Consider the following 20,530-nt stretch of genomic DNA (forward strand, 5'->3'; position numbering starts at 1 on the left):
CGCCGCCGCTGCCCGCCGGGACCGGCGTCGCCGGGACCCGGTCGCGCTCCGGCAGCACCGGGCGCGGCCGCTCGGTCCCGGCCGGTGCGGACCCCGTGGCGGCGCCGGCCTGCGCCGGGTGGCCCACGGTCGCCCGGCGCGGGCCGGGCTCGACCGGCTCTCCGGCACCGCGCGGGGAGCCGGGGTTTTCGGCACCGGCCGGGGAGCCGAGGTCGCCGGCGGAGACGCCCGGGGCCGGGCCGCCCGCGTTGGCGAGGGGCGGCGTGCCGGGATTATCGGTCGGCGGGGGCGTGGCGGGTGGCGGCGTGGTCTCCTGGCCGGCCGGCGGGTCCAGCAGGTCGGTCACCGGCTTGATCGGCTTCAGCACGGGATCCAGCGGCTCACGCACGGGCTTCAGGGCACGCCACACGGGGCCGAGCACCGGGGCGAGCGGCCTGGTGACCGGGGCGAGCACCCCGGCCACCGGGGTGAGCACGCCGGAACCGACCGGCCGGGTGACCGGCCCGAGGAGGCCGCCGACGGGGGTGAGCACCTTGTTGCGCCGTGGGTCGGTGACCGGACGGAGGGCGTCGGTCACCGGGTCGAGCACCCCGGCGCGCACCGGCCCGACGACCGCGTCGAGCGCTCCACCGGGGCCCGGCCGGGGTGCCCGCTGTGCCGGCGTGCCCGGGTCGCGGGCCGGTCGCCGTGCGTCCTCCCGGGTCGATCCGGGACGGGCGGCCGGTGCGGACCGCCGGCCCTCCGGCCGACTGGCGGCACGCTGGTCGGGCCGCGGGCGGAACCGTTCGCGGGTCGGCGTGGCGCGGTACCGCGGCGCGGGCCCGGCGGCACGGTCGCGCGGGGTGGCGCGCTCACCTGAGGCGGTGGCGCGGTCGCGTGGCGCGGGCCGGGTGGCGTGCTCGCGTGGCGTGCGCGGGGCGGCGCGGTCGCACGGCGCGGGTGCGGTGGCGTGGTCGCGTGGCGCGGGCCGGGTGGCGCCCGGGGCCGCACCGGCGGACGTGGGGGGAGTCGTGACCGCCCCGAGGAGTGGGTGCAGCGTGTCGGTGAGCAGGTCGACGGCGGCGGTGAGCGGCCCGGCCGGCGGGCGTTCGGCGGCGTGGGCGGCGGCGCCGGTGGCGACCTCGTGGGCGCCCCAGACCACGGCGACCCCGCCGAGCAGCAGGCCGAGACGCAGCGCGACCCGCGTCAGCCGTGCGCCCCGTCGAGTCATCCCGGCACCCCCCGATCTCCGGCCAGCGCCGGCGATCACCGACCGCACTCTACCGAACGAAGTCGATTGATCACAGCATGCGGCTGATCGAAATCGGGCGCGTCGCGAATCCGGGCAGGCGTGGAAAGTCCGGCGGTGGGGTACCACCGGGGGTCATGAGCACGAGCACGGTCGACTGCCCCGACACCGAGGCCGCCGCGCCGCCGGCCGGCGTGGTCGCGGTCGTCGCCCACCGGAAGAAGACCTTCGGCGGCGGCCTCGACGAGCTGCGCGCCAACCTGGTCGCCGCCGGGGTCGGCCGGCTCCTCTGGTACGAGGTGCCGAAGAGCCGCAAGGCGCCGAAGAAGGTGCGCAAGGCGCTCGGCAAGGGCGCCGAGCTGGTCCTGGTCTGGGGCGGGGACGGCATGGTCCAGCGCTGCGCCGACACCCTCGCCGGGTCGGGGGTGCCGATGGGCATCCTGCCCGCCGGCACGGCCAACCTCTTCGCCACCAACCTCGGCATCCCCGCCGACCTGCCCGAGGCGGTCCGGATCGCCCTGCGCGGCCGGCGGCGCGAGCTGGACCTGGGCCGGCTCAACGGGGAGCACTTCGCCGTGATGGCCGGCGCCGGGTTCGACGGCGACCTGATCCGCGACGCCGACCGCAAGCTCAAGGGCAAGCTCGGCCGGATCGCGTACGTCTGGACCGGGCTGCGGCACGTCCGCGGCGAGTGCGTACGGACCCGGATCAGGGTCGACGGCGCCGACTGGTTCGACGGCGAGGCGAGCTGCGTGCTGTTCGGCAACGTGGGCACCATCACCGGCGGCATCCCCGCCTTCGACGACGCCCGCCCCGACGACGGCGCGCTGGAGATCGGCGTCTCCACCGCCAGCGGCGCCGTGGACTGGGCCCGCACGCTGGGCCGGATGGCCGCCGGCCGCTCCGAGGAGTCGCCGTTCGTCCGGATCACCCGGGGCCGGAAGGTGACCGTCCGCTTCGCCGAGCCGAAGACGTACGAGCTGGACGGGGGCGCGCGCGGCACCGCGAAGCGGCTGAAGGTGAAGGTGGTCCCCGTCGCGCTGACCGTCTGCTGCCCCGACCCGGCGGAGTGACCCCGGCCCGCGCCGCCCCGATCCGGACCGGGCAGGATGCGGGCATGGACTCCGACGTGCGCCGCTACCTCGACGAACTGGTCGGGCGGGCCCGGGCGGTGCTCGGCGACGACCTGGTCGGCGCGTACGCGGCCGGCTCGGTGGGGCTGGGCGCGTACCAGCCGGGGCGCAGCGACGTGGACGTGGCCCTGGTGGTCGTCCGGCCGGTCGCCGGGCCGGTGAAGCGGGCGCTGGTGGACCGGCTGCGGCACGAGGCGTTGCCCTGCCCGGCGCGCGGCCTGGAACTGGTGGTCTACCGGCGGGAGGTGGCCGGCTCCGGCACGCCCGAGCCGGGCTTCGAGGTCGAGCTGAACACCGGCGCCACCATGCCGTTCCGCGCCACCTACGACCCGGCCGACCGGCCCGCCGCCGACGGGCGGTTCTGGTACGCGCTCGACCGCAGCATCCTGCGCCAGTCCGGGCTGGCCCTGCTCGGCCCGCCCGCCGCCGAGGTGTTCGCCGACCCCGGGCCGGCCGACCTGCGGCGGCTGCTGGTCGAGGCGCTGCGCTGGTGGCTGGCGCTGCCCACCCCGCCCGGCGACGCTCCCGCCCCCGGCGCCGAGGACGCGGTGCTCGGCGCCTGCCGCGCGCTGGTCCGCTGCCGCGACGGCGTCTGGCTGGGCAAGGTGGACGCCGGGCGGCGGCTCGCGGCCGACGACCCGGACGGCGGGCTGATCCGCCGGTCGATCGCGGCCCGCCGGGGCGGCCCGCCGCCGGCCGGACCCGAGGCGCGCGCCTTCCAGCAACGGGTGCTGGAGCGGATCGCCGGGACGCATTGACGCAGGTCGTCGCTCTACTGTAAACAAGGCGTACTGAACAGTCGGGGAGGTCCCCATGCGACGCTCGGTACTCCTGGCCGCACTCCTGCTCGTCCTCGCCACCACCGGCCCGGCCGTCGCCGCGCCCCCGCCCGGGCCCGCGCCGCTGGCGGCCGCCCCGGTCCAGGTCTACGGCGCCTGGCACTGCGGCGACGACTTCTGCACCTGGGGCACGGTCCGCACGGTCGCCCAGTTCGACAGCCAGAACCACTGGCTGGTCGACCGCGGCGACGGCCGTCCCTCGGTGAACCTCGTGGTGCTGAGCTTCGTCAACCCGCTCGACCTGCTGCGGCAGACCACCGACGCCACCACCCTGGACGGGGTGCCGCGCGGCATGACCGCCGAGATCGTGCAGTACTTCACCGCCCGCGGCGTCCGGGTGATGCTCTCCGTCGGCGGCATCACCTACACCGACGACTGGGACACCGCGCTCGCCGAGAACCCCACCCTGCTCGGGCAGCGGGCCGCCGCGGTGGCCACCCGGCTCGGCGTCGGCATCGAGATCGACTACGAGCAGAACACCGGCCCGAACCTGGCCGGCCTCCAGTCCTTCATCGACGCCTACCGGGCGGTCCACCCCTACGACGCCACCGGCGCCCGCCCGCCGGCCCGGCTCACCATCGACGTGGCCGCCGGCGACCGCTGGCTGATCGACCTCAACCGCAAGGCCACCGCCGACTGGCTGCGCACCGACGCCCCGGTGCTCGACTACGCCAACGCCATGGTCACCGCCCGGCCCGTCTCGGCCGGCACCGCGCAGGCGAACTGGCAGGAGCACGTCGACGGCAAGCCGCAGTACAGCCCGCCGGTGCCCCCGCTCGCCCCGGCCAAGTTCACCGGCGCGGTCTACCTGGCCTACGGCGGCAAGCCGCTGCCCGAGTGCGTCGACTACGCCACCTCGGTGCAGAAGGCCGCCGCCCCGTACGTGCAGAGCGTCGCCCCGCACGGCGCGGGCAGCACGGCCGGCATGCTGGGCTTCATGTTCTGGGCGGCGGAACGGCCCGCCACCCGGGGCATCGGCACCGTGCCGCCGAACACCTGCGAGGGCGGCGCCGGCGCCGGGGCGACCGCGCTGGCCGTGCCGGTGCCGATGCCGGCGCTGCGACAGAGCTGACCGGGTCCCGCCCGGTCAGTAGGTGATCCGCACGCCCATCTGTCCCCAGGTGAGCCGGCCGACGACGCCGTCGTCGTCGAGCCCGCGCATCCGCTGGTACCAGCGGACCCCGTCCTCCGTACGCGCGTCGAAGTCGACCCCGGTGGGGCCGCACCGGCGGGTGCCGATGAACCGCTTGACGAACGCCACGTCCTCGCCGGTGCTGCCGCGCTTCAGCGTGCGGCACCCGGGCGCCCGTCCCGGCTGCGGCTGCGGCCGGGCGGTGGCCTGCCGCAGGGCGGCCAGGGTGGCCGGGCCGACGATCCCGTCCACGGTCAGCTTCCGGGCCTGCTGGAACACGCGGACCCAGGCGGCGGTGCGTGGGCCGAACCCGCCGTCGACGGTGAGCCGGGCGTTCAGGCGGTTGGCCAGGGTCTGCAACTCGCGGACGTCGCTGCCCCGACACCCGTTCTTGAGGACCCGGTCACCCAGCCGGATCACCGCCGCGGTGGCGATGCCCCAGGGCCGCCGGCTGTCCTCGAGGGACCGCTGGTGGCTGACGCTGACGTGCAGGTGCTTCTGGTGCGGGTTGCTGCCGGTGTAGCGGGCGGCGGTGAAACCGCGGGTCCGGCTCCAGATCGTCCGGTTCCAGATCACGTACTGGCAGGACGGGTGGGTGATGGCGTGGCGCACCACCAGCAGCGGGTCGATGCCGTCGACGTCCACGTCCAGGGCGTTGACCGAGGCGTCGTCGCCGTCCGGGTTGTGGTCGGAGCGGCGCGCCTGGTGCGCGGCGTCGCCGATCCAGCCGTCCGAGCTGTGGTCCCGGTGCGGCCACCGGGTGTTGATCTCGTCGCGGAGCACCCGCAACGCGGGTGCCAGGTGGGCGCTCACGTCACTGCTCCTCTTCCGCGGCGAGGTCGTACTCGATCTCGTCGCCGATCAGGGTCTCCGGGTCGTCGTCCTCCTCGAAGACGGTCACCTGGTAGTCGGGGTCGATGGTCACGGTGTCCATCGCGGTGCCTCCGCTTCCTGCTCGGGCCGGCGTCGCGCGGCGGCGCGACACGCCGGCGGATCACCGCCGCGGCGTGCGCGGCGAAGCTTGTTTCCACTGTCGAAACCGCAGGTCACCGGGGCAACACCTGAGTCGGCTATCAGCGCCACGCCGACCCGGGTGGCCGCCGGGGCCCGCCGATCGTGCGGGCCGCCCGCCGACCGGAGGGCCGACCGCGGGATCGGCGGAGCCGGCCGCTCCGCCGCCCGGGCCGCCCGCTCACCCGATCGGACGAGCCGGCGGGCGGACCCGCCCGCCGGCTCATCCCGTCAGGTCGGCCAGCGCGGCCCGGAGCGCGGCGGTCAGGTCCCCGCCGGACACCCCGGAGGCGTGCGCCGGCAGCGCGGCGAGGACCCGCGCGGCCACCGCGTCGGCGAGCGCGTCGACCTCGGCCGGGGTCCGGAGCAGGCCGGCCCCGCCCGGCGGCCGCGTGGTGTCGACCGGCGGCGCTCCCGCCGCCCCACCGGGCGGTTCCGGCGGGTCGGCGGCCGGGCGCGGCTCGGGCAGCCGGGCCAGCGCCGCCCGGACCGGAGCCGGGTCGGCGGCCTGCCCGGCGACGGTCTCGCCGATGACCCGGACGGTCTGCACGATCTCGTTGAGCACGCCGAGCGTGGACATGCCCTTCGGGATGCCGCCGCCGACGTACTGCCAGGGCAGCGCGCGCAGCTGGAACGCAACCGCCGGGTCCTTGAGCAGCGCCAGGAATCGCGTGGCGTCGGACCCGGCCTCCTCGACCAGGCCCCACGTGCGCTGGTCCCGCTCGGCCGCCTCGGTGGACCGGATGCCCAGGTGCAGGCGGTCCTTGCCGGGGTCGGTCCCGGCGTACGGCCGCCGGGTCCAGCCGTCGTCGGCGCCGGCCGTGGCGCCGGCGTGGATCCAGTGCGCCGCCGACGGGTGGCGCTGGAACGCGGCGAGCAGCGCCGCCGTGTCCACGCCGGTGACGTCCACGTCGAGCGCGTCGACCGAGCCCCGGGCGTTCGGCCGGTGGTCGGCGTGGTGGGCCGAGTCGACCACGGTCCGGCCGGCGCCCGGCCAGCGCCGGGTCAGCTCGGCGCGCAGCGTCTCCAGGGCCGGGGCGAGCCGGCGGGGCGCGGCCGCCTCTGCGGCGATCAGCTCGCGCAGCGCCTGCTGCTCGGTCTTCCGCTCGGTGAGGTCGCCCTCGTCCCGGTGGTAGTGCGACCAGACCTGGCAGCCGTTCGCCTTCGCCCAGGCGTGCATCCGCCGGTACCAGGCGGCGCAGCGGCTGCCGTCGGGGTCCAGGTCGGACGGGTAGCCGCCCGCCGTGGTGATCCGCGGATGGTTGATCTCGGCGATGCCCCACGGCTTGCCGGTGGCCCGGGACAGCTCCACCATGATCGCCAGGGCGGAGGCGGGCTCCTCGTAGCCGGCCGGGCGGAAGGGGTTGCGGGCCGTCGGGTCGTACGGGTACCAGTCGGCGAGGACCAGGTCCACGGCGGCGGCCTCGTGCTCCGGCCACCAGGTGCGCCAGTCGTTGACCCGGCGTCCGGCGGCGTCGACCCGGCGTACCCATTGCAGGGTCCAGCAGACCGCGAGCCGCAAGCGGCCGTCGTGCCGCGCGGGATGGTCGCCCACCTGGGTGCGGGTCCGGGACCACGAGGTGCGGAACGCGGCCGGGGCCGGGTCGCCGCCGGTCTGCTGTTCCGGCTCATGGTGCGGCACCAGGATGAGCCGGCCGGTCCGGCCGGTGGCCTGCCAGGCATTGACGAACGCGGCGGCGTCCACGTCCGGGTCCTTGTGCGACACGATCACGTCGGCGTCGGCGGGCGCCTGGGCCAGCCGCTGCCGCGGGTCGGTCCAGGCCGCCGCGGGCAGCCCGTCACCCGGCCCGAAGAAGATCCGCACGCAGCTCGTCCCCGGGTAGGTGCCGAGCATGCCGGTCACGGTGCGGGTGCCCGGGCACCAGCCGGTCGGCATCATGCCGGCACCTCCACCGCGAGCGGCTCCAGGTCGGCGCGGATCGCGGTGACCTGCCAGCAGAAGGCGTGCGAGGCGGGGGAGCCGTCGACCGTGCGGACCCGGAACGCCCCGTCCCGGACCCGGCCCGCGGCCAGAGCCGAGACCGGCTCGTCGTCCTCGAAGACCGGGGTGAGCTGCACGGTCCGCCCCTCCGACCGGGTCAGCGCCTCGAAGTACGCGGGCAGCTCCACCGTGGCCGAGCCGTTCTCCAGCCGGCCCTCGCCCCGGTAGTAGACGCCGTTCTCCGGCCCCTCCAGCGCGGCGTGGACGAGCTGCCGGCGCCGCGTGGCGTCCGGTCCGTCCAGCGGGTGGTCGATGGCGAACTGCTTCGACTTGCCCTTGATGACGCCGGTGGCGGCGTTGAGGCTGATGGTGTAGCCGCTGGCCTCGCTGTTGCCGAGGTAGATGGCGCCGGAGGCGAACAGGTCGAAGGTGCTGATGCCGCCGCCGCTCCACGAGGCCAGCGGCGGCGTCGCCGGACCGACCACCATCTTGCCGGTCACCCGCATGTCGCCGCCGAAGGAGCTGCGGTTCTCGACGAAGAGGCAGCCGCTGTCGGCGCCACCGACGCCGCCGAAGCCGATGTGCACACCGGCGGCGTTGAGCAGGTAGAGCCGTTCCGGGCCGCCGATGTGCAGCCGGGTGCCGCCGTTGATCCAGGTCCAGTTCGGCATGTTCAGGTTCCCGGCGACCGTCAGCACGCCCCCGACGCTCAGGTCGCCGTTGCCGGTGCCGTCCTTGACCACGCTGACCCCGCCGGTGGCCCGCAGGCCGAGGCCGCCCTCGGCCACCACCGACAACCCACCACGCCCGCGCAGGGTCGCCGCGCGCAGCTCCTTCACCGCCAGGTCGGCGTACGGCTTGCTGCCCTCGGTGTAGGCCAGGTTCGGGCCGTCGGCGCTGCGGTCGACCAGCTCGAAGCCCTTGCCGGCGCGGAACGAGAACTGCGCGTGCTGCACGCCCGGCCCCCAGAAGCCGAGCGCGCTGACCACCTGCCCGGCGCTGACCGTGGCGCCCTCCAGGCTGCCCAGGTGCAGCATGCCGCCGCCGATGCGCAGCCGGTCCGCGCCGTACTGGGTGAACGCGATCAGGTCGTCGGGATCGTTGTTGTTGGCGATCCGCAGGATCGTGTTCTCCCCGCTGTACGCCCAGTAGCGGACGTACGCCTCGTCGCCGGAGCCGCCGCCCGGGTCGGTGGGGAACGTGATGCCGGCCTGCGACCCGGGGCCTACGGCCGGCACGATCGCGCCGACCGGCACCCGCAGCCCGGCGACCTGCCGGCCGGTGCCCTGGACGGTGACCGTGCCGCCGGTGCGGGCCACCTTGCCCAGCAGCACCGCGTGCGCCGTGTCGGTGGGGGCGGTGGCGCTGACCTTGACCAGCCCCTCCTCGGTCCACCGGGTCTCCGCGGCAACGCCGCCCTCGTCGCGCCGGTCGGTCAGGAACTCGTGGTACTCGATCCAGACGAAGAAGGTGCCGTCACCGGGGAGCGTGGTGCGCCGGCTGTCCGGCAGCACGATGACGTTGCCGTCGCCGTCGATCGCCACACCCTGGCCGACCGTCACGTCGCTGCCGGTCGCGGTGAGGTCGAGGCCGCTGACCACGCCCACCGGGCGCAGCAGCCGGGCGGCCAGGTTCTGCCGGGCCAGCAGGTAGTCCAGCGCCTGGGTGAGGTCGTCGGCGCGCAGGTATTCGTAGTCGTAGTACCGGGGCCGCGCCATCGGCAGCGGCAGGTCCTTCTTCCAGATGATCGTCATGAGCAGTTCTCCGCTGTCTGGGTCGGTCGCGGGCGGGATGGTCAGCGCGGTTGGACGGTGTCGTAGCGCAGGCCGCTGGAGACCTCGCCCGCGCCGGTGTGCCGGGTACGGCCGAGCCAGAGGTGCACCGAGCCGTCGGCCCACCGGGCCAGTTGCCACCGGCGCAGCAGCCGGCTGCCGGCGCGGGGCACCTCCTCCTCGGGGAAGGCCAGCTCGACGAGGCGGCCGTCCCGCTCGCGCCAGTCGAGCAGCCGGCTGTAGCCGGTCACCGCGACCGGCGCGCCGTCCCGGTTCGGCTGTTGCAGGGGCACCCGGCGCAGCCGGACCACGTCGGGGCGGTCCTGCGTGGGGCCGGGCAGCAGCGGCACCCAGTTCTCCGGCACGGTGGTGGCGAAGGCGTACGACAGCGCGGGCACGTCCGCGTCGGGGTCGGCCGGCGGGCGCGGCGGCACGGCGGCCCGGCCCACCTGGGCGGTCCGGTCGATGGGCCGGCCGGTGGCGCCGGTGACCGTCCGTTCGATGGCCCAGGCCAGGTTGGCTGTCTCGTCCCGGCCGAGTCGGACCTCCTCCACGGGCGCCGAGTCCAGGGTGGCGGCCGCGGTGGCCGGCAGGACGAGCACGTCGGCCGCCCCGCCGCCGGTGGCACCGGCCGGGCGGAACAGGGCGACGCCCTCGGGGGCGGCCGGCACCAGCGTCTGGCTGCCGAAGGTGTCGGTGACCAGCAGCGAGCGCACCCGGGTGGCCGAGCCCACCGGCAGTTCCAGCGGGAGCAGGAAGTGGTCGTTGGCGTAGACCAGGCCGTACTCCAGCACGAACATCCGGGCCAGGTCGCCCGCGCCCGCGCCGATGCCGGCCAGGTTGACCCGGGCGTCCTCCAGCTCCCAGAACCGGGTGGACGGCATGCCGGCGTACGCGACCGGGGTGGGCAGCAGCACCTTCACCACGTCCTGGACGGCCGGCCGGGCCTCCAGCGTGGTGCCGGGCTCGTGGTCGAAGTGGTACCAGTCCAGCCGGTTCCCGTCGTACTCGTGGGCGGTGAGGACCAGTTCGGCCCGGCCGTCGTGCGCGGCGACGGCCGCCTCGTGCTCCAGCCGCTCCCGCAGCCACGCCGGCCCCTCCAGCCCGGGGGTGCTGTACAGCGGCGTGAAGTCGGCCGGCGGCCACGGCGGCGCGGCCGGCCGGGTGCCGCCCGGCGCCAGCACGGCGGGCAGTTGCAGCAGGTAGCCGGGGCGGGGACCGGCGGGCCGCGCGGGGACGCCCAGCCAGGCGTACCAGTCGGCGACGGCCCGGTCCACGGCGGCGGCGAGCGCCGCCGGCACCTCGATCTCGCGGGCGAACCGCCCCTCGGCGCAGGCCCGCAGCGCCAGGTCGCCGTGCGGCACCCGGCCGGCGGCGATGCGCAGGTAGCCGACCGTCTCCGGGTCCGCCGCCGAAGCGCCGTCGGGCGGGGTCGCCGGCACCGGGTACGCGGCGCACACCCGGCCGGCCAGCTCGCCGGCCCCGGCGGCGGCCAGCAGCCGCAGCAGTTGCTGGCCGCTCTCCACGGCGTGGCGCAGGTCCCCGGCGGTCGCCGCCGGCTCCCGCTCCACCAGCGCCTCCCACGGCACCCCGGCGGGCAGGCCCACCGCCCCCGAGTAGGGGCCCGGCCGGTAGCGGGTGAACGGGGCGACCTCGGCGTGCACCCGGGCGGCGACCGGGGAGCCGGCGTCCTCGCCGGTGAACTCGCCGAGCTGCCACTGACGGGCGAGCAGCCAGAGCGGGTCGGCGATCCGGGCGTCCACGGCCGGCGCCAGGTCGGCCCGCCGGGTCCGTGGCTCCAGCCGGGTCCAGGTGGTCACCGAGGGCCCCTCGGTGACCGTGCGCGGCTCCTCGACGGTGGTCATCGGTTGGCCTCCTGTCCGCCCTGCGGGGTCAGCGTCGCGTCCGGCACGAAGTCGGTGGTGGTCGTCGTCTCGGCCACGTTGGTGGGGAGGTAGAGGGCGGGCAGGAACTGCCCGGCCGCGCCCAGCGAGTCGAGGTCGACGGCCCGGGCGAGGGCCAGGTCGAGCGCCTCGTCCAGCACCTGGACCAGACCCGCCGGCTGCCAGTTCGTGGCGCCCTGCGGGGCCAGGCCGAGCAGCACCGCCTGCGGGGCGGCCGCGCCGGGCGCGTCGTACTCGAACGTGAGCCCGGTCTGCGCCTTCTCGGCCGGCACCGCCTCCGTCCACTCGTCGACCACGACGCCCTGCACCGGGCGGGTCGGGTCGATCCCGCCGGGGGCGACCACCACCAGCGACAGCGGCTCGGTGCCGGCCCTCGGCGCCGCCTCGCCGACCCAGCGGTCGCCCGGGGCGTACGGCAGCTGCGCCACCGTGACCGTGGCGGGTACCCGCACCACGCCCCCGGCGTCGAGCGCGTCGGCGCTGGTGAGCACCTCCTGGAGGCGGCCCACGGCGGGGCGGACCCGGCCGTAGCGGGACAGCCAGCGGCGTACCGGATGGGGTGACCCGCCCTGGAGCGCGTCGCTGGCGGCCAGGGCGGTGGCGAGCTGGGCCGGCTGCGGCGCGAGCGCCTTGGGTAGCACCGGCATGTCGGGGCCGAGCAGGGCGCGCAGCCGGGCGATCTGCGTCTCCCGGCGGCGGGCCGGCGGGACGTCCGGCCGGTCGAAGTCGGTGGCCGGGTCGCAGGTGCAGCCGCCGGGCGGGCAGGGGGTGCGGTCGTGCAGCTCGGCGACGACCCGGCAGTGCGCGGCGAGCCGGCGGTCCAGCTCGAACCGGGCGGTGGCCGCGGTGTCCGCGACCGCGCCCGCCGCGCCCGGCCGGACCGGCGGGGGCACCGCGCCGACCACGCCGAGGCCCGCGGCCACGGTCAGCAGGGTCCGGGCGGTCGGCTCGTCCCAGCCGGCCGCGTCCGGGGCCGGCAGCGCGGCCAGCCCGGCGGCGGCCTGCCGGGCCGCCTGCCACGTCTCGTCGGCCTGCGCCTTGGTGGTGGCGTCCATCTGGGGCGGGACCGACGGGTCGTCGCCGCGGTCGGCGGCGACGGCCGGGCGGGACCGGCCGAACAGGTCGCGGAGCACGGTGACCGCGTGCAGGAACTCGGCGAGGCTGACCCGCTCCAGCGGCCAGCCGGGATCCCGGTCGTAGTCCAGTTCGAGGCTCCAGTCGTCGCCGACCTCGGCGGGGCGCAGCGGGCCCCAGGCGTCCAGCGCGATCCGCCGGTCCAGCTCGGCGTCGTCGGGCCGGCCGGGGTGCGGTGGCGCGGCCAGCAGGTCGACCGCCGGGACCTGCATCCGATCCAGGCTCGCCGGCCGCCAGACGGTGGCGGTGACCCCGTCCGGGGCGTGCCACCGGTAGCGCCAGAAGACCCGGAACGACGGCGGCAGCAGCACGCTGGCGAGGGCGTCCACGGCGGCCCCGGCGAGCCGCGGGTGGTGGCCACGGGCGGCCGGCCAGTCCTGGCGGAGCCGGTCGAACCGGGCGTCCACGTTGACCAGCAGCAGCACCCGGTGAGTCAGCGCGGCCCCGGTCGCCGGAGTCCGGGTGACGTGCAGCTCGGGTGGGCTGGTGGCCGCGCCGGAGGCGGCGTCCACGGCCGCCGCGGCCCGGTTCGTGTCGCCCAGGGCGAGCTGGTGCACGCTCTCGGCGAGCAGCGTGTCGGAGACCGCGTCGACCGCGTCGGCCAGGTCGGCGAGCACGGTGAGGACGGCGGCGCGTTCGCCGGCCGGCCGGGCCGCCAGCCAGCCGTCCAACCCACCGGCGGTGTGTAGCCGGTGCAGCTCCAGGCCGTCCACGGTGGCCGTCGACTCGACGGTGACCGCGACCCGGGTACGGCCGTCGTCGGCGGGGTCCACCCGGTGCGCGCGAACCGGGGCGAGCCGGCGCAGCGCCGGCAGCAGCTGGTCCCACGGGCCGGCCGGGTGGTCGTGCAGACCGCGCTCGAAGCGGTAGCCGAGCAGCGCGCCGAGGCTCTGCCCGGCCCGGACGCCGTCGAGGAGCTGTTCGGCGAGGCGGACCCGGCGGGACGAGAGTTCCACCGCGAGGGCCCGGTCGCCGCCGTGGCTGCGCGACGCGCTGCGCAGCACCGCGGCGGTCACCGCCTGCGCGGGGGAGGGCGCGTGCACGTGGCCGGCCCCGGCGGGGGCGAGCGGCAGGGTCGGCGGGGCCACCGACGCCGGAATGTCCGCCGGCCGGTCCACCATGGCCGGCTTGCCGGCCGGCGCCAGGTCCACCACCCAGCCGTAGCCGCCGACGTGCACACCGGGCGCCGGGCCGGCGGTCACCTGGGCGAGCCGGCGGGTGGCCAGCGAGGTGATCCAGGCGTCCAGGCGGTGGCTGGCCAGCCCGAGCGTGCCGGCCACGTGCCGGTGCAGGTCGGCGGCGGGCAGGCCGGCGTCGAGGGCGTCGCGCAGCCCGGTCAGCGCGGTGCGGAAGTCCCGCAGGTCGGCGGTCGCCCGCACCTGCCGGGGGTCCGCCGACGTGCCGGCCAGGTAGGCGCCGACGTCCTGGTTCGTGCCCGGCACCGGCAGGGCGAGCCGCCGGCGCAGCACCGGGGTGCGTTCGCGCGGGCGGATGTCGACCAGCTCCGGCTCCGGCAGCTCCGCCGCACCGGGCAGGCTCGCCTCGGCGGCGAAGGCGTCCGCGGCGGCCGAGTGCTCGGCGATCAGGGCCGCCCGCAGCAGCCGGTGGAACAGCGGCACCGGCCCGTCGCCCGGGGTCACCGGCACCTCGTCGCCGCGCAGCCCGACCGCGGCCAGCGCGTCCAGGTACGCCCGCACCCGTCCGGCCCGGGGCGCGCCGGGCCCGTCCAGCAGCGGGGTGCCCAGCGCGTACGCCTGCTTCGCGAAGACCGCCAGGGACAGCCGCGGGTCGGTGGGACCGCCCAGCCCGAGCGCCGCGAGCAGGTCGCGGGCCGGCTCGACCACCTGCTCCCGCCAGTCCGGGCCCAGGCCCAGCCGGGCGAAGCGCCACAGCCAGCTCACGTACTCGTTGCCGAGCATGCTGCGGGCCCGCACCTCCAGCACCCGGGCGTCGGTGCCGAGGATCTCCAGCAGGGTCGCCTCCGGGTCGGCCAGGCCCGGCACGATCCGCGGCACCGGGGAGGCGAGCCAGACCTTGCGCCACAGGTTGGTGAGCAGCGCCACCGCCTTCGCCTCACCCGGCCCGGCCGCCTGCCAGTCCCGCAGGCTGGCCACCGGCAGCAGCCCGTACGGCTGGCGGCCGATCCGCAGCGTCGGCAGCGGACCCTCGGCGTGCACGTGCGCCACGAAGTGCGCGCGGACCGCGGCCCGCTCGGCCGGGGTGGCGACCGGCAGCAGGTGGCGCAGCAGGCCCCCGAAGCTGGACGGCCAGAGCAGCCGGCGGACCAGCCGCCCGGCGGGCCGGTCGACGGCGGTGGCGCCGCCGCCCCGGGCCAGTCCGGTGGGCGCGCCGGCGCGGGCCGGCGCCCGACGGGCGGCGGTGAGAGCGTCGTCCGGCGCGGCGGTCAGCGGCACGCCCAGCGCGGCGGCGGCCAGCGCGGCGGCCGCCTCGGGCGCGGCGGCACCGGCGGCGCTGTCCGAGGTGGACACGGCCCCGGCGGTCGGCGCGGCGGCCGGCGCGTCCGAGCCGGTGTTGTTGGTCGGGGTGTCGGGGGCGAGGAAGGCCAGCCCGTCGGTGGCGGCGTGCGCCTCCAGCAGCCGGGCCAGCGCGCGGGCCGACCCGGCCGGGCCGGTGGCGGCGTCGAGGCCGAACACCACCAGCCGCTCGATCCGCTCCGGTTCGCCCTTGGCGTCGAGCGGCACGGTCACGGTGAACGCCATGCCGGCGGCCTTGGCGGCCGCGAAGTCGACCGTCCAGCGCATCCCGGCGTCGATCGGCAGCGCCTCGTCGGCCGGGTCGATGGTCCCGGTCGCGGCGTCGGGCACCGGGCTGGGGCCGACCGCCAGGTCCCGGGTCACCGGGTCGGACGTGCCGCTGAACAGCTTGCCGCCGGCGGTGCGGCCGACCGCGTACCACTGGGTGGGCAGCAGCCGGGCCCGGGCCGGCTCGCACCAGGGGCCGGTGCGGGTCAGCGGATCGGGGAAGACCCCGCCGACCGGCTCGAGGACCCGGGCGATCCAGCCGGCCCGGGGCGCGCCGAAGCGGCGGACCAGGTCGGTCCAGGCCGCCTCGTCCGGGTTCGCGTTCGGCCCGCCCGGCCGCCCGTCCCCCCAGTACGCCCGGCCGGCCGCGATCTCCTCGGCGGTCAGCCCGGGCTCGTGGTCGTCCACATGGATCTGGTCCGGGTAGACGCGGATCTTCAGGGTGGCGCCGGCGAACCGGGTCTCCAGGCGCACCGGCAGCAGGACGGCCGGGGCGGCGGCGGTCAGCGTCCACGGGGTTCCGGTCAGCGCGCCGGACAGCGGCGGCCGGTCGGCGGCGTACGTCGAGGTGCTCATGACTGGCTCTCCGGCGTCGGTAGCAGGTCACTGGCGTGGCGGGCCAGGAGGACGGGGCGTTGCAGCACCGCGCGGGCGGTGTCGGCGGCGTTGCGGCCCTGCCGGGCGGCGAACACCACCGCGTCCGGCGGCGGCGGGTCGCCGGTGAGGTCCACCCCGAAGCGGGGCGCGGCGGGCTGCTCGCGGAGCACGAAGAAGTGCCCGGCCGACCCGTCGGCCCCGCGGGCCACCTCGGCGGTGTACGGGAAGCCGAACAGCAGCAGGTCGGGGGAGAGCCAGGCGTTGAAGATGGGCAGCACGTCCGGCCCGGTCGGGGTGCGCTCCTCGGGGCCGGTCCAGGTGGCCGCCCGCATGGTGACCACGGTGGACGGGTAGCGGCGCAGCAGCTCGCCGCGGATGACCAGCACCAGCGACTGCTCGCCGGGCGCGCCCACCGCCGTGAGGTGGCTGCCCAGCGCCCCGTTGCGCCAGGCCGGGTCGGTCAGCGGCGGGATGTCGGTCAGCGGCGCGCCCGCCGACACCGCGCCGCGGACGTCCCAGAACTGCCGGAACCAGGTCTGCCTCGGGTCGGCGGGGAACTCCCGCCACAGCATCTCCCGGCTCATCTCGTGGTTGAGCCCGACGAGGAACGCCTCGATGAAGCGCGGGTTGGCGGCCAGCGCGGTCATCGTCTCCGGCGCGACGGCCGGCAGGTTCGGCACCACGTGCTCCTGGGACAGCCCGCGCAGCAGCTCGTAGGCGGGCACGTCGAAGGTGACCCCGGCGAGCAGCCGGCGCAGCGGGTCGCCGCTGTCCGGCAGGGCGTCGACCAGGTCACCGTCGCCGAGGGTGAGCCCGGCCAGCACCTCGCCGGCCACGGCGGTCTCCGGGCGGACCGTCTCGCGGACCGCCGCGGCGGCGTCGTCCAGCGCCACCGGGGCCGGGTGGTGGTCGCGGGCCAGCGCCTGCGCCGGGGCGAGCCGGCCCTGGTGGGCGGCTGCCGCGGACATGAAGTCGTCACCCATCTTCGCCCGGTCGGCGACCAGGTCGGCGCGCAGGTCGGCGATCGTGACCGTGCAGCCGCGGGCGCCCGCCTCGGCGGCGCCGGTGGCCGTCATGGCGGCGGTCCAGCTCACCGGTACGCCGTCGGGGTCGAGGTCGAAGGCGGCCCGCCAGGTCACGGTGGCGCCGTTGCGCCGGGCCACCACGAGGTCGGGGCGGCGGGTGCCGGTGATGTCGGCGACCGCCACACCGGCCCCTTCGGCGGTCGCGAAGGCCGCCTCGTCCGGCACCGGCCGCGCCACGGTCCACCCGCCGACGACCCGGCCGCGCCGGTTGAGGCCCTTCCCGGCGAGGTAGCGGGCCACCGGCGCGCCGCCCACCGCACCGGTGGCGAAGACCAGCAGGTCCGGCGTCTGGTCACCGGTCAGGTCGACCACGTCGACACCGACGGAGTTGACGGAGCCGAGCTGCATCGGGGTGGGCAGCGAGTCGGTCCAGCCGTCGGCGACCGCGCCGGTCTCGTCCAGCCGCCAGCCGATCCGGTAGAACACCTGGTTGTCGGTGCGGCCGGCGCGGTTCACCGCGTAGGCCACGATCAGCTCGGGCCGGCCGTCGCCGTCCAGGTCGGCCAGGGCCACGTCGAGTCCGGCGGCCTCCGCGCTGACCGGGTCGGGCAGCTCGAACGGGCCGGTCCAGCCGCCGGCCGCCGCCCCGTTCGCGTCCGCCTCACGGCCGATCCAGTAGGCGATCCGGGCGGTGCCGGTCGTCGTGCCGGGCAGGAGGGCGGCGGTGACCAGGGTGGGCCGGGCGGTGGGCAGCACGGCGCCGAGGGTGCTGGCGGTGGCCCGGGCGACCGCCGGAACGGCCGGCCCGTCCACCGCGGCGGTGAGCGCCGGCTCCCGCACCGCGCCGTCCTCGGCGAGGCTGTGCGCGACCTGGGCACGCGGCCGGCTGCCGGCGCCCTGGGTGACGGTGTGGGTGAAGACCAGCGAGGAGAGCAGCCCCACCTTCGGGGCGAACCGTACGTGCGCCGGCGCGGGCGCGTCGACGGGTCCGGCGCCGCGCGGGTCGGCCGGGGTGCCGTGGTCGACCCAGGCGGTCGGCCGCGGGTACGCCCAGCGCCAGGAGGTGAGCCGGCCGTCCGCGGTGACCGCGAAGAGCTCGCCGTCGCGCGAGTCGCCGACCAGCGGCCCGGGCCGGTGCGCGCCGAACCCGCCGGCCGGCACCTGGGTGGTCTCGGTGCGCCAGCCCCAGATGAACCGTTCCTGCCCGTCGTGGTACCAGAGGTAGCGGGTCATGAGGCGCACGTCCGCCGGGTTGGTGGCGCTGACCGTGAGCGTGGCGATGCCCGGTTCCTCCTCGTTGCCGAACGGGGGCGCGTCCTGGGCCAGCGAGATCACCCGCCGGCCCTCCGGCACGGGATCGTGCTGCTGGGTGGCGCCGTCGCCGTACAGCGACACCAGCTGGCCGTCGGGGGTGACGTACTCGACGGCGCGCCGGTGGTCGGGGTGGACGTGCTCGGCCGCCGGGGAGCCCCAGACCGGCGGGCCGGGCATCTGCCGCCACGCTCCGCTGTGGGCGAACAGCCGGTTGCTGCTGGTGGCGACCAGCACGCCGACGAAGGACGGCCGGGGCGTGCCCCAGAGCCGTTCGGTGCCGCCGACCGGGGTGCCCAGCGAGGTCCAGGAGCGGCCCGTCGGGTCGAAGCGCCACAGTGCGGTGTCGCCCCCGAGCACGTAGATCAGCCCGCCGCCGGCCACCGGGCGGCTGTGCACGCCGCCGGCCGGTGCGCCGCAGTCCGCCCACACCCACCGGTCCCCGTCCCAGCTCCGCTCGAACAGCCGGCTGTCGCGGGTCCGCACGTAGGCCCGGCCGGGGGCCAGGACGGCGCCGGAGGTGGCGACCGCGGTGCCGGGCGGGGCGCCGTGGTCCCGCCACACCCAGCGGTCCGGGCCGAGCCGGCGCCGCTCGAACAGGCGGCCGTCGGCCGCGCCGACGAAGAACCGGTCCCCGGTGAGCAGGTCACCGCCGTTGGTGACCACGCGGGTCACGGGATCGTCGGCGGCCAGCGCCGTGGCCGGGGCGGCGAGGGCGCGCACGGCGCCGGTGCCGGTGTGCCACCACGGGTTCGCGGCGGCCGCCTCGATCACGGCGCGGGTCAGGTCGCCCACGCCGCGCCCGTCGCTGACCAGTGTGTCCAGCACGGTGCCGCCGGCCGGCACCCGGGCGGCGGGGACGGCGCTGGCGCCGCCGGCCAGCCGGGTCAGCGCCGCCGCCCCGTCGGTGTCGACCCGCCGGGCGAGGGGGCCGCGCGGGCGCAGCAGCCGGCGCACCGACGCGGAGGTGGCCGCCGCGGCGCCCGGGTTGCCGGCGAGGCGCCGGTCCAGCGGCTCGGCGGTGTCGGCCGCCAGCCCGGGGTGCGACACCTCGACGAGGTCGTGCACCGGGCGGGTGAGGGCGACCAGCCGGTCGTCGCCGACCGTGGCGCCGGGTGCGTCCGGGTCGACCCGGCGGGCGTACAGGGCCTCGGCGGTGTCGCGGGCGGCCTGACCGCGGCGCAACTGCTCGTTGGCCTCGCGGATCTCGGCGGCCCGCTGCCAGGCCGCCGCCGCCAGGTCCTCCTGGTGCCGCTGCACGACCTGGGTGCCGAGCGCCGCGGCGGCGCGGTGCCGCGGGTCCAGGTTCAGCCCGGCCAGCCAGCGGGGTTCCGCGCCGGGCGCGGGGAGCTGGGTCTCCTGGCTGTGCAGGTCGCCGTAGAGCGGCGGGGTGAGCCGGTCGGCGGAGTGCCGCAACAGCCCGGTCAGGGCGCCCTGCCAGGCGGCCCGGACGTCGTCGGCCCAGGCGGTCGGGGTCATCGCGGGCGAGGCGAGCGCGCCCTCGAAGCCGAGCACCGACCGGCCCTCGACCCCCTCCTCGGCCTGCGCGGGCAGGCCGCCGCCGGGCGCGGCGATGTCCACCGGCTGCCGGCCGACGTCCGCCGGCAGCGGCCGGGCCCGCAGCCGCCGCGCGAGGGACTCGAAGTCGCCGTCCGGCCCGGTGCGGAACGTCCAGTGGTGGTAGACGGGCAGCAGCACGGCGTCGTCCGGGCCGGGATGTGCCGACCCGGGTCCCCAGGCCGGAGCGAGGGGGCCGGTGTCCGCCACCGGCTCGCCGAGACCGGCCCGCACGCCCGCCTCGAAGGCCGGGACCACCGCGGCCAGATACTCGGCGCCGGCGGCGAGCCGGCGGGGGCAGACCAGCCGGGACAGGGTCCGCTCCGGCGCGGTGGCGATCACCGCGGAGACGTCCTCGTCCTCGGTGGTGACCAGCACCTGGGCGTGCGCCCAGGCCCACGACTCGGCCAGCACCGGCAGCTGGCGGACGGTGGTGGCCAGCCGGGGCAGCGCCTGACCGGCCTCGGTGCGCAGCGCGCCGCCGCCGTCCACCGGCACCACGACCAGCACCAGCCAGGGACGCAGCCCGCCGTTGGCGTCCGGCCGGGCCGGGGTGTAGAGCCAGGGCAGGTCGGGGCGGTCGAACTCGACGGCCGCGAACATCGACACCTCGACGTTCTCCGCGCCGGGGGCCGGGAAGCTGCGGATGATCTCCTCGGGGTCGACGCCGACCACGTCACCGGGGCCGTGCAGCAGCGCGGTCGAGGTGCCGGTGATCTCCCGGGTCGCCCCGGTGGCGGTCTCGGTGCCGAGCGCCGTGACGGTCAGGTCGACCGCGGCGCGGGCCCGCGGCAGGGCCCCGGCGAGCGGGTCGGTGTCGGCGACGACGCGGGCGACGCCGTCGCGTACCCAGGGCAGGAAACGCAGGCCACCCATGTCAGCAGACCTCCAGTTCGGCGGGGACGATCCGGGGGCGCGGCACCCGGACCCGGGGCCGGCGCAGTGTGCCGGCACGGCGGGACGGTTCGGTGGCCTCGGCCTCGGCCTCGGCCGCGGTACGCGGCCCGGGCACCGGCCCGCGGGCGGCGGCGCGGCGCGGCGCGGGCGCGGGCGCGGTGAGTCCGGCGTCACCGCGGCCGGCGTCGCCGAGGCCGAGGACCGGGCCGGTGAACCGGGCCGGCCCGGAGCGGCGGCTGCCGGCGAACGCGGCCGGCGCGGTGGCCGCGAACCGGGCCAGCAGGTC

The 20,530-nt window shown here is 77.5% G+C and carries 11 protein-coding genes; 3 read left to right on the forward strand and 8 right to left on the reverse strand.

Features of this window, described 5'->3' with window-relative positions:
* Window positions 1–1,210: hypothetical protein (locus tag IEY96_RS23100; RefSeq protein WP_189196903.1), on the reverse strand; the 1,210-nt coding region annotated here is incomplete at its 3' end.
* A 155-nt stretch (window positions 1,211–1,365) separates the two neighbouring features.
* Here IEY96_RS23100 and IEY96_RS23105 point away from each other — a divergent pair.
* The 3 genes from IEY96_RS23105 to IEY96_RS23115 are packed head-to-tail and all read left to right on the forward strand — an operon-like array spanning window position 1,366 to window position 4,272.
* Window positions 1,366–2,301 (forward strand): diacylglycerol/lipid kinase family protein, encoded by a 936-nt coding sequence (locus tag IEY96_RS23105; RefSeq protein WP_189196904.1) that lies wholly within the window; start codon window positions 1,366–1,368, stop codon window positions 2,299–2,301.
* 44 nt (window positions 2,302–2,345) lie between these two features.
* The gene (locus tag IEY96_RS23110) at window positions 2,346–3,119 is read left to right on the forward strand and encodes a nucleotidyltransferase domain-containing protein (RefSeq protein WP_189196905.1); all 774 of its coding nucleotides are present in this window, start codon (window positions 2,346–2,348) and stop codon (window positions 3,117–3,119) included.
* A 55-nt stretch (window positions 3,120–3,174) separates the two neighbouring features.
* Window positions 3,175–4,272 carry a glycoside hydrolase family 18 protein gene (locus tag IEY96_RS23115; RefSeq protein WP_229791816.1) on the forward strand — a complete coding sequence of 366 codons (1,098 nt, stop codon included), beginning with the start codon at window positions 3,175–3,177 and terminating at the stop codon, window positions 4,270–4,272.
* 15 nt (window positions 4,273–4,287) lie between these two features.
* Here the strand turns inward: IEY96_RS23115 and IEY96_RS23120 are convergent, their stop codons facing one another.
* The 7 genes from IEY96_RS23120 to IEY96_RS23150 form a co-directional block, all read right to left on the reverse strand.
* A complete protein-coding gene (locus tag IEY96_RS23120; RefSeq protein WP_189196906.1) occupies window positions 4,288–5,145 on the reverse strand; it encodes a peptidoglycan-binding domain-containing protein in 858 nt (285 codons plus the stop codon).
* Window positions 5,146–5,566: 421 nt separating this feature from the next.
* Complete coding sequence (locus IEY96_RS23125) at window positions 5,567–7,243, reverse strand: hypothetical protein (RefSeq protein ID WP_189196907.1); 1,677 nt, start codon at window positions 7,241–7,243, stop codon at window positions 5,567–5,569.
* Window positions 7,240–9,039: a hypothetical protein gene (locus IEY96_RS23130; protein WP_189196908.1), complete on the reverse strand. Its 1,800-nt coding sequence runs from the start codon at window positions 9,037–9,039 to the stop codon at window positions 7,240–7,242. Before IEY96_RS23130 ends, IEY96_RS23125 begins: the two co-directional genes overlap by 4 nt.
* Before the next feature lie 41 nt (window positions 9,040–9,080).
* Window positions 9,081–10,922: a hypothetical protein gene (locus tag IEY96_RS23135; protein ID WP_189196909.1), complete on the reverse strand. Its 1,842-nt coding sequence runs from the start codon at window positions 10,920–10,922 to the stop codon at window positions 9,081–9,083.
* Window positions 10,919–15,433 carry a hypothetical protein gene (locus IEY96_RS23140; protein ID WP_189196910.1) on the reverse strand — a complete coding sequence of 1,505 codons (4,515 nt, stop codon included), beginning with the start codon at window positions 15,431–15,433 and terminating at the stop codon, window positions 10,919–10,921. Before IEY96_RS23140 ends, IEY96_RS23135 begins: the two co-directional genes overlap by 4 nt.
* On the reverse strand, window positions 15,430–20,223 hold the full coding sequence (locus tag IEY96_RS33205; protein WP_189196911.1) for an FG-GAP-like repeat-containing protein: 4,794 nt from the start codon (window positions 20,221–20,223) through the stop codon (window positions 15,430–15,432). The genes IEY96_RS23140 and IEY96_RS33205 overlap by 4 nt, the downstream gene beginning before the upstream one ends.
* Window position 20,224: 1 nt before the next feature.
* Window positions 20,225–20,530: hypothetical protein (locus IEY96_RS23150; RefSeq protein WP_229791817.1), on the reverse strand; the 306-nt coding region annotated here is incomplete at its 5' end.

Source organism: Micromonospora fulviviridis (assembly GCF_014648395.1).
GTDB lineage: Bacteria > Actinomycetota > Actinomycetes > Mycobacteriales > Micromonosporaceae > Micromonospora > Micromonospora fulviviridis.

Coding starts and splice junctions, on each gene's coding strand:
- IEY96_RS23115 (WP_229791816.1), top strand. CDS start 3,175: ATGCGACGCTCGGTACTCCTGGCCGCACTCCTGCTCGTCCTCGCCACC.
- IEY96_RS23130 (WP_189196908.1), bottom strand. CDS start 9,039: ATGACGATCATCTGGAAGAAGGACCTGCCGCTGCCGATGGCGCGGCCC.
- IEY96_RS23135 (WP_189196909.1), bottom strand. CDS start 10,922: ATGACCACCGTCGAGGAGCCGCGCACGGTCACCGAGGGGCCCTCGGTG.
- IEY96_RS23105 (WP_189196904.1), top strand. CDS start 1,366: ATGAGCACGAGCACGGTCGACTGCCCCGACACCGAGGCCGCCGCGCCG.
- IEY96_RS23110 (WP_189196905.1), top strand. CDS start 2,346: ATGGACTCCGACGTGCGCCGCTACCTCGACGAACTGGTCGGGCGGGCC.
- IEY96_RS33205 (WP_189196911.1), bottom strand. CDS start 20,223: ATGGGTGGCCTGCGTTTCCTGCCCTGGGTACGCGACGGCGTCGCCCGC.
- IEY96_RS23140 (WP_189196910.1), bottom strand. CDS start 15,433: ATGAGCACCTCGACGTACGCCGCCGACCGGCCGCCGCTGTCCGGCGCG.
- IEY96_RS23125 (WP_189196907.1), bottom strand. CDS start 7,243: ATGATGCCGACCGGCTGGTGCCCGGGCACCCGCACCGTGACCGGCATG.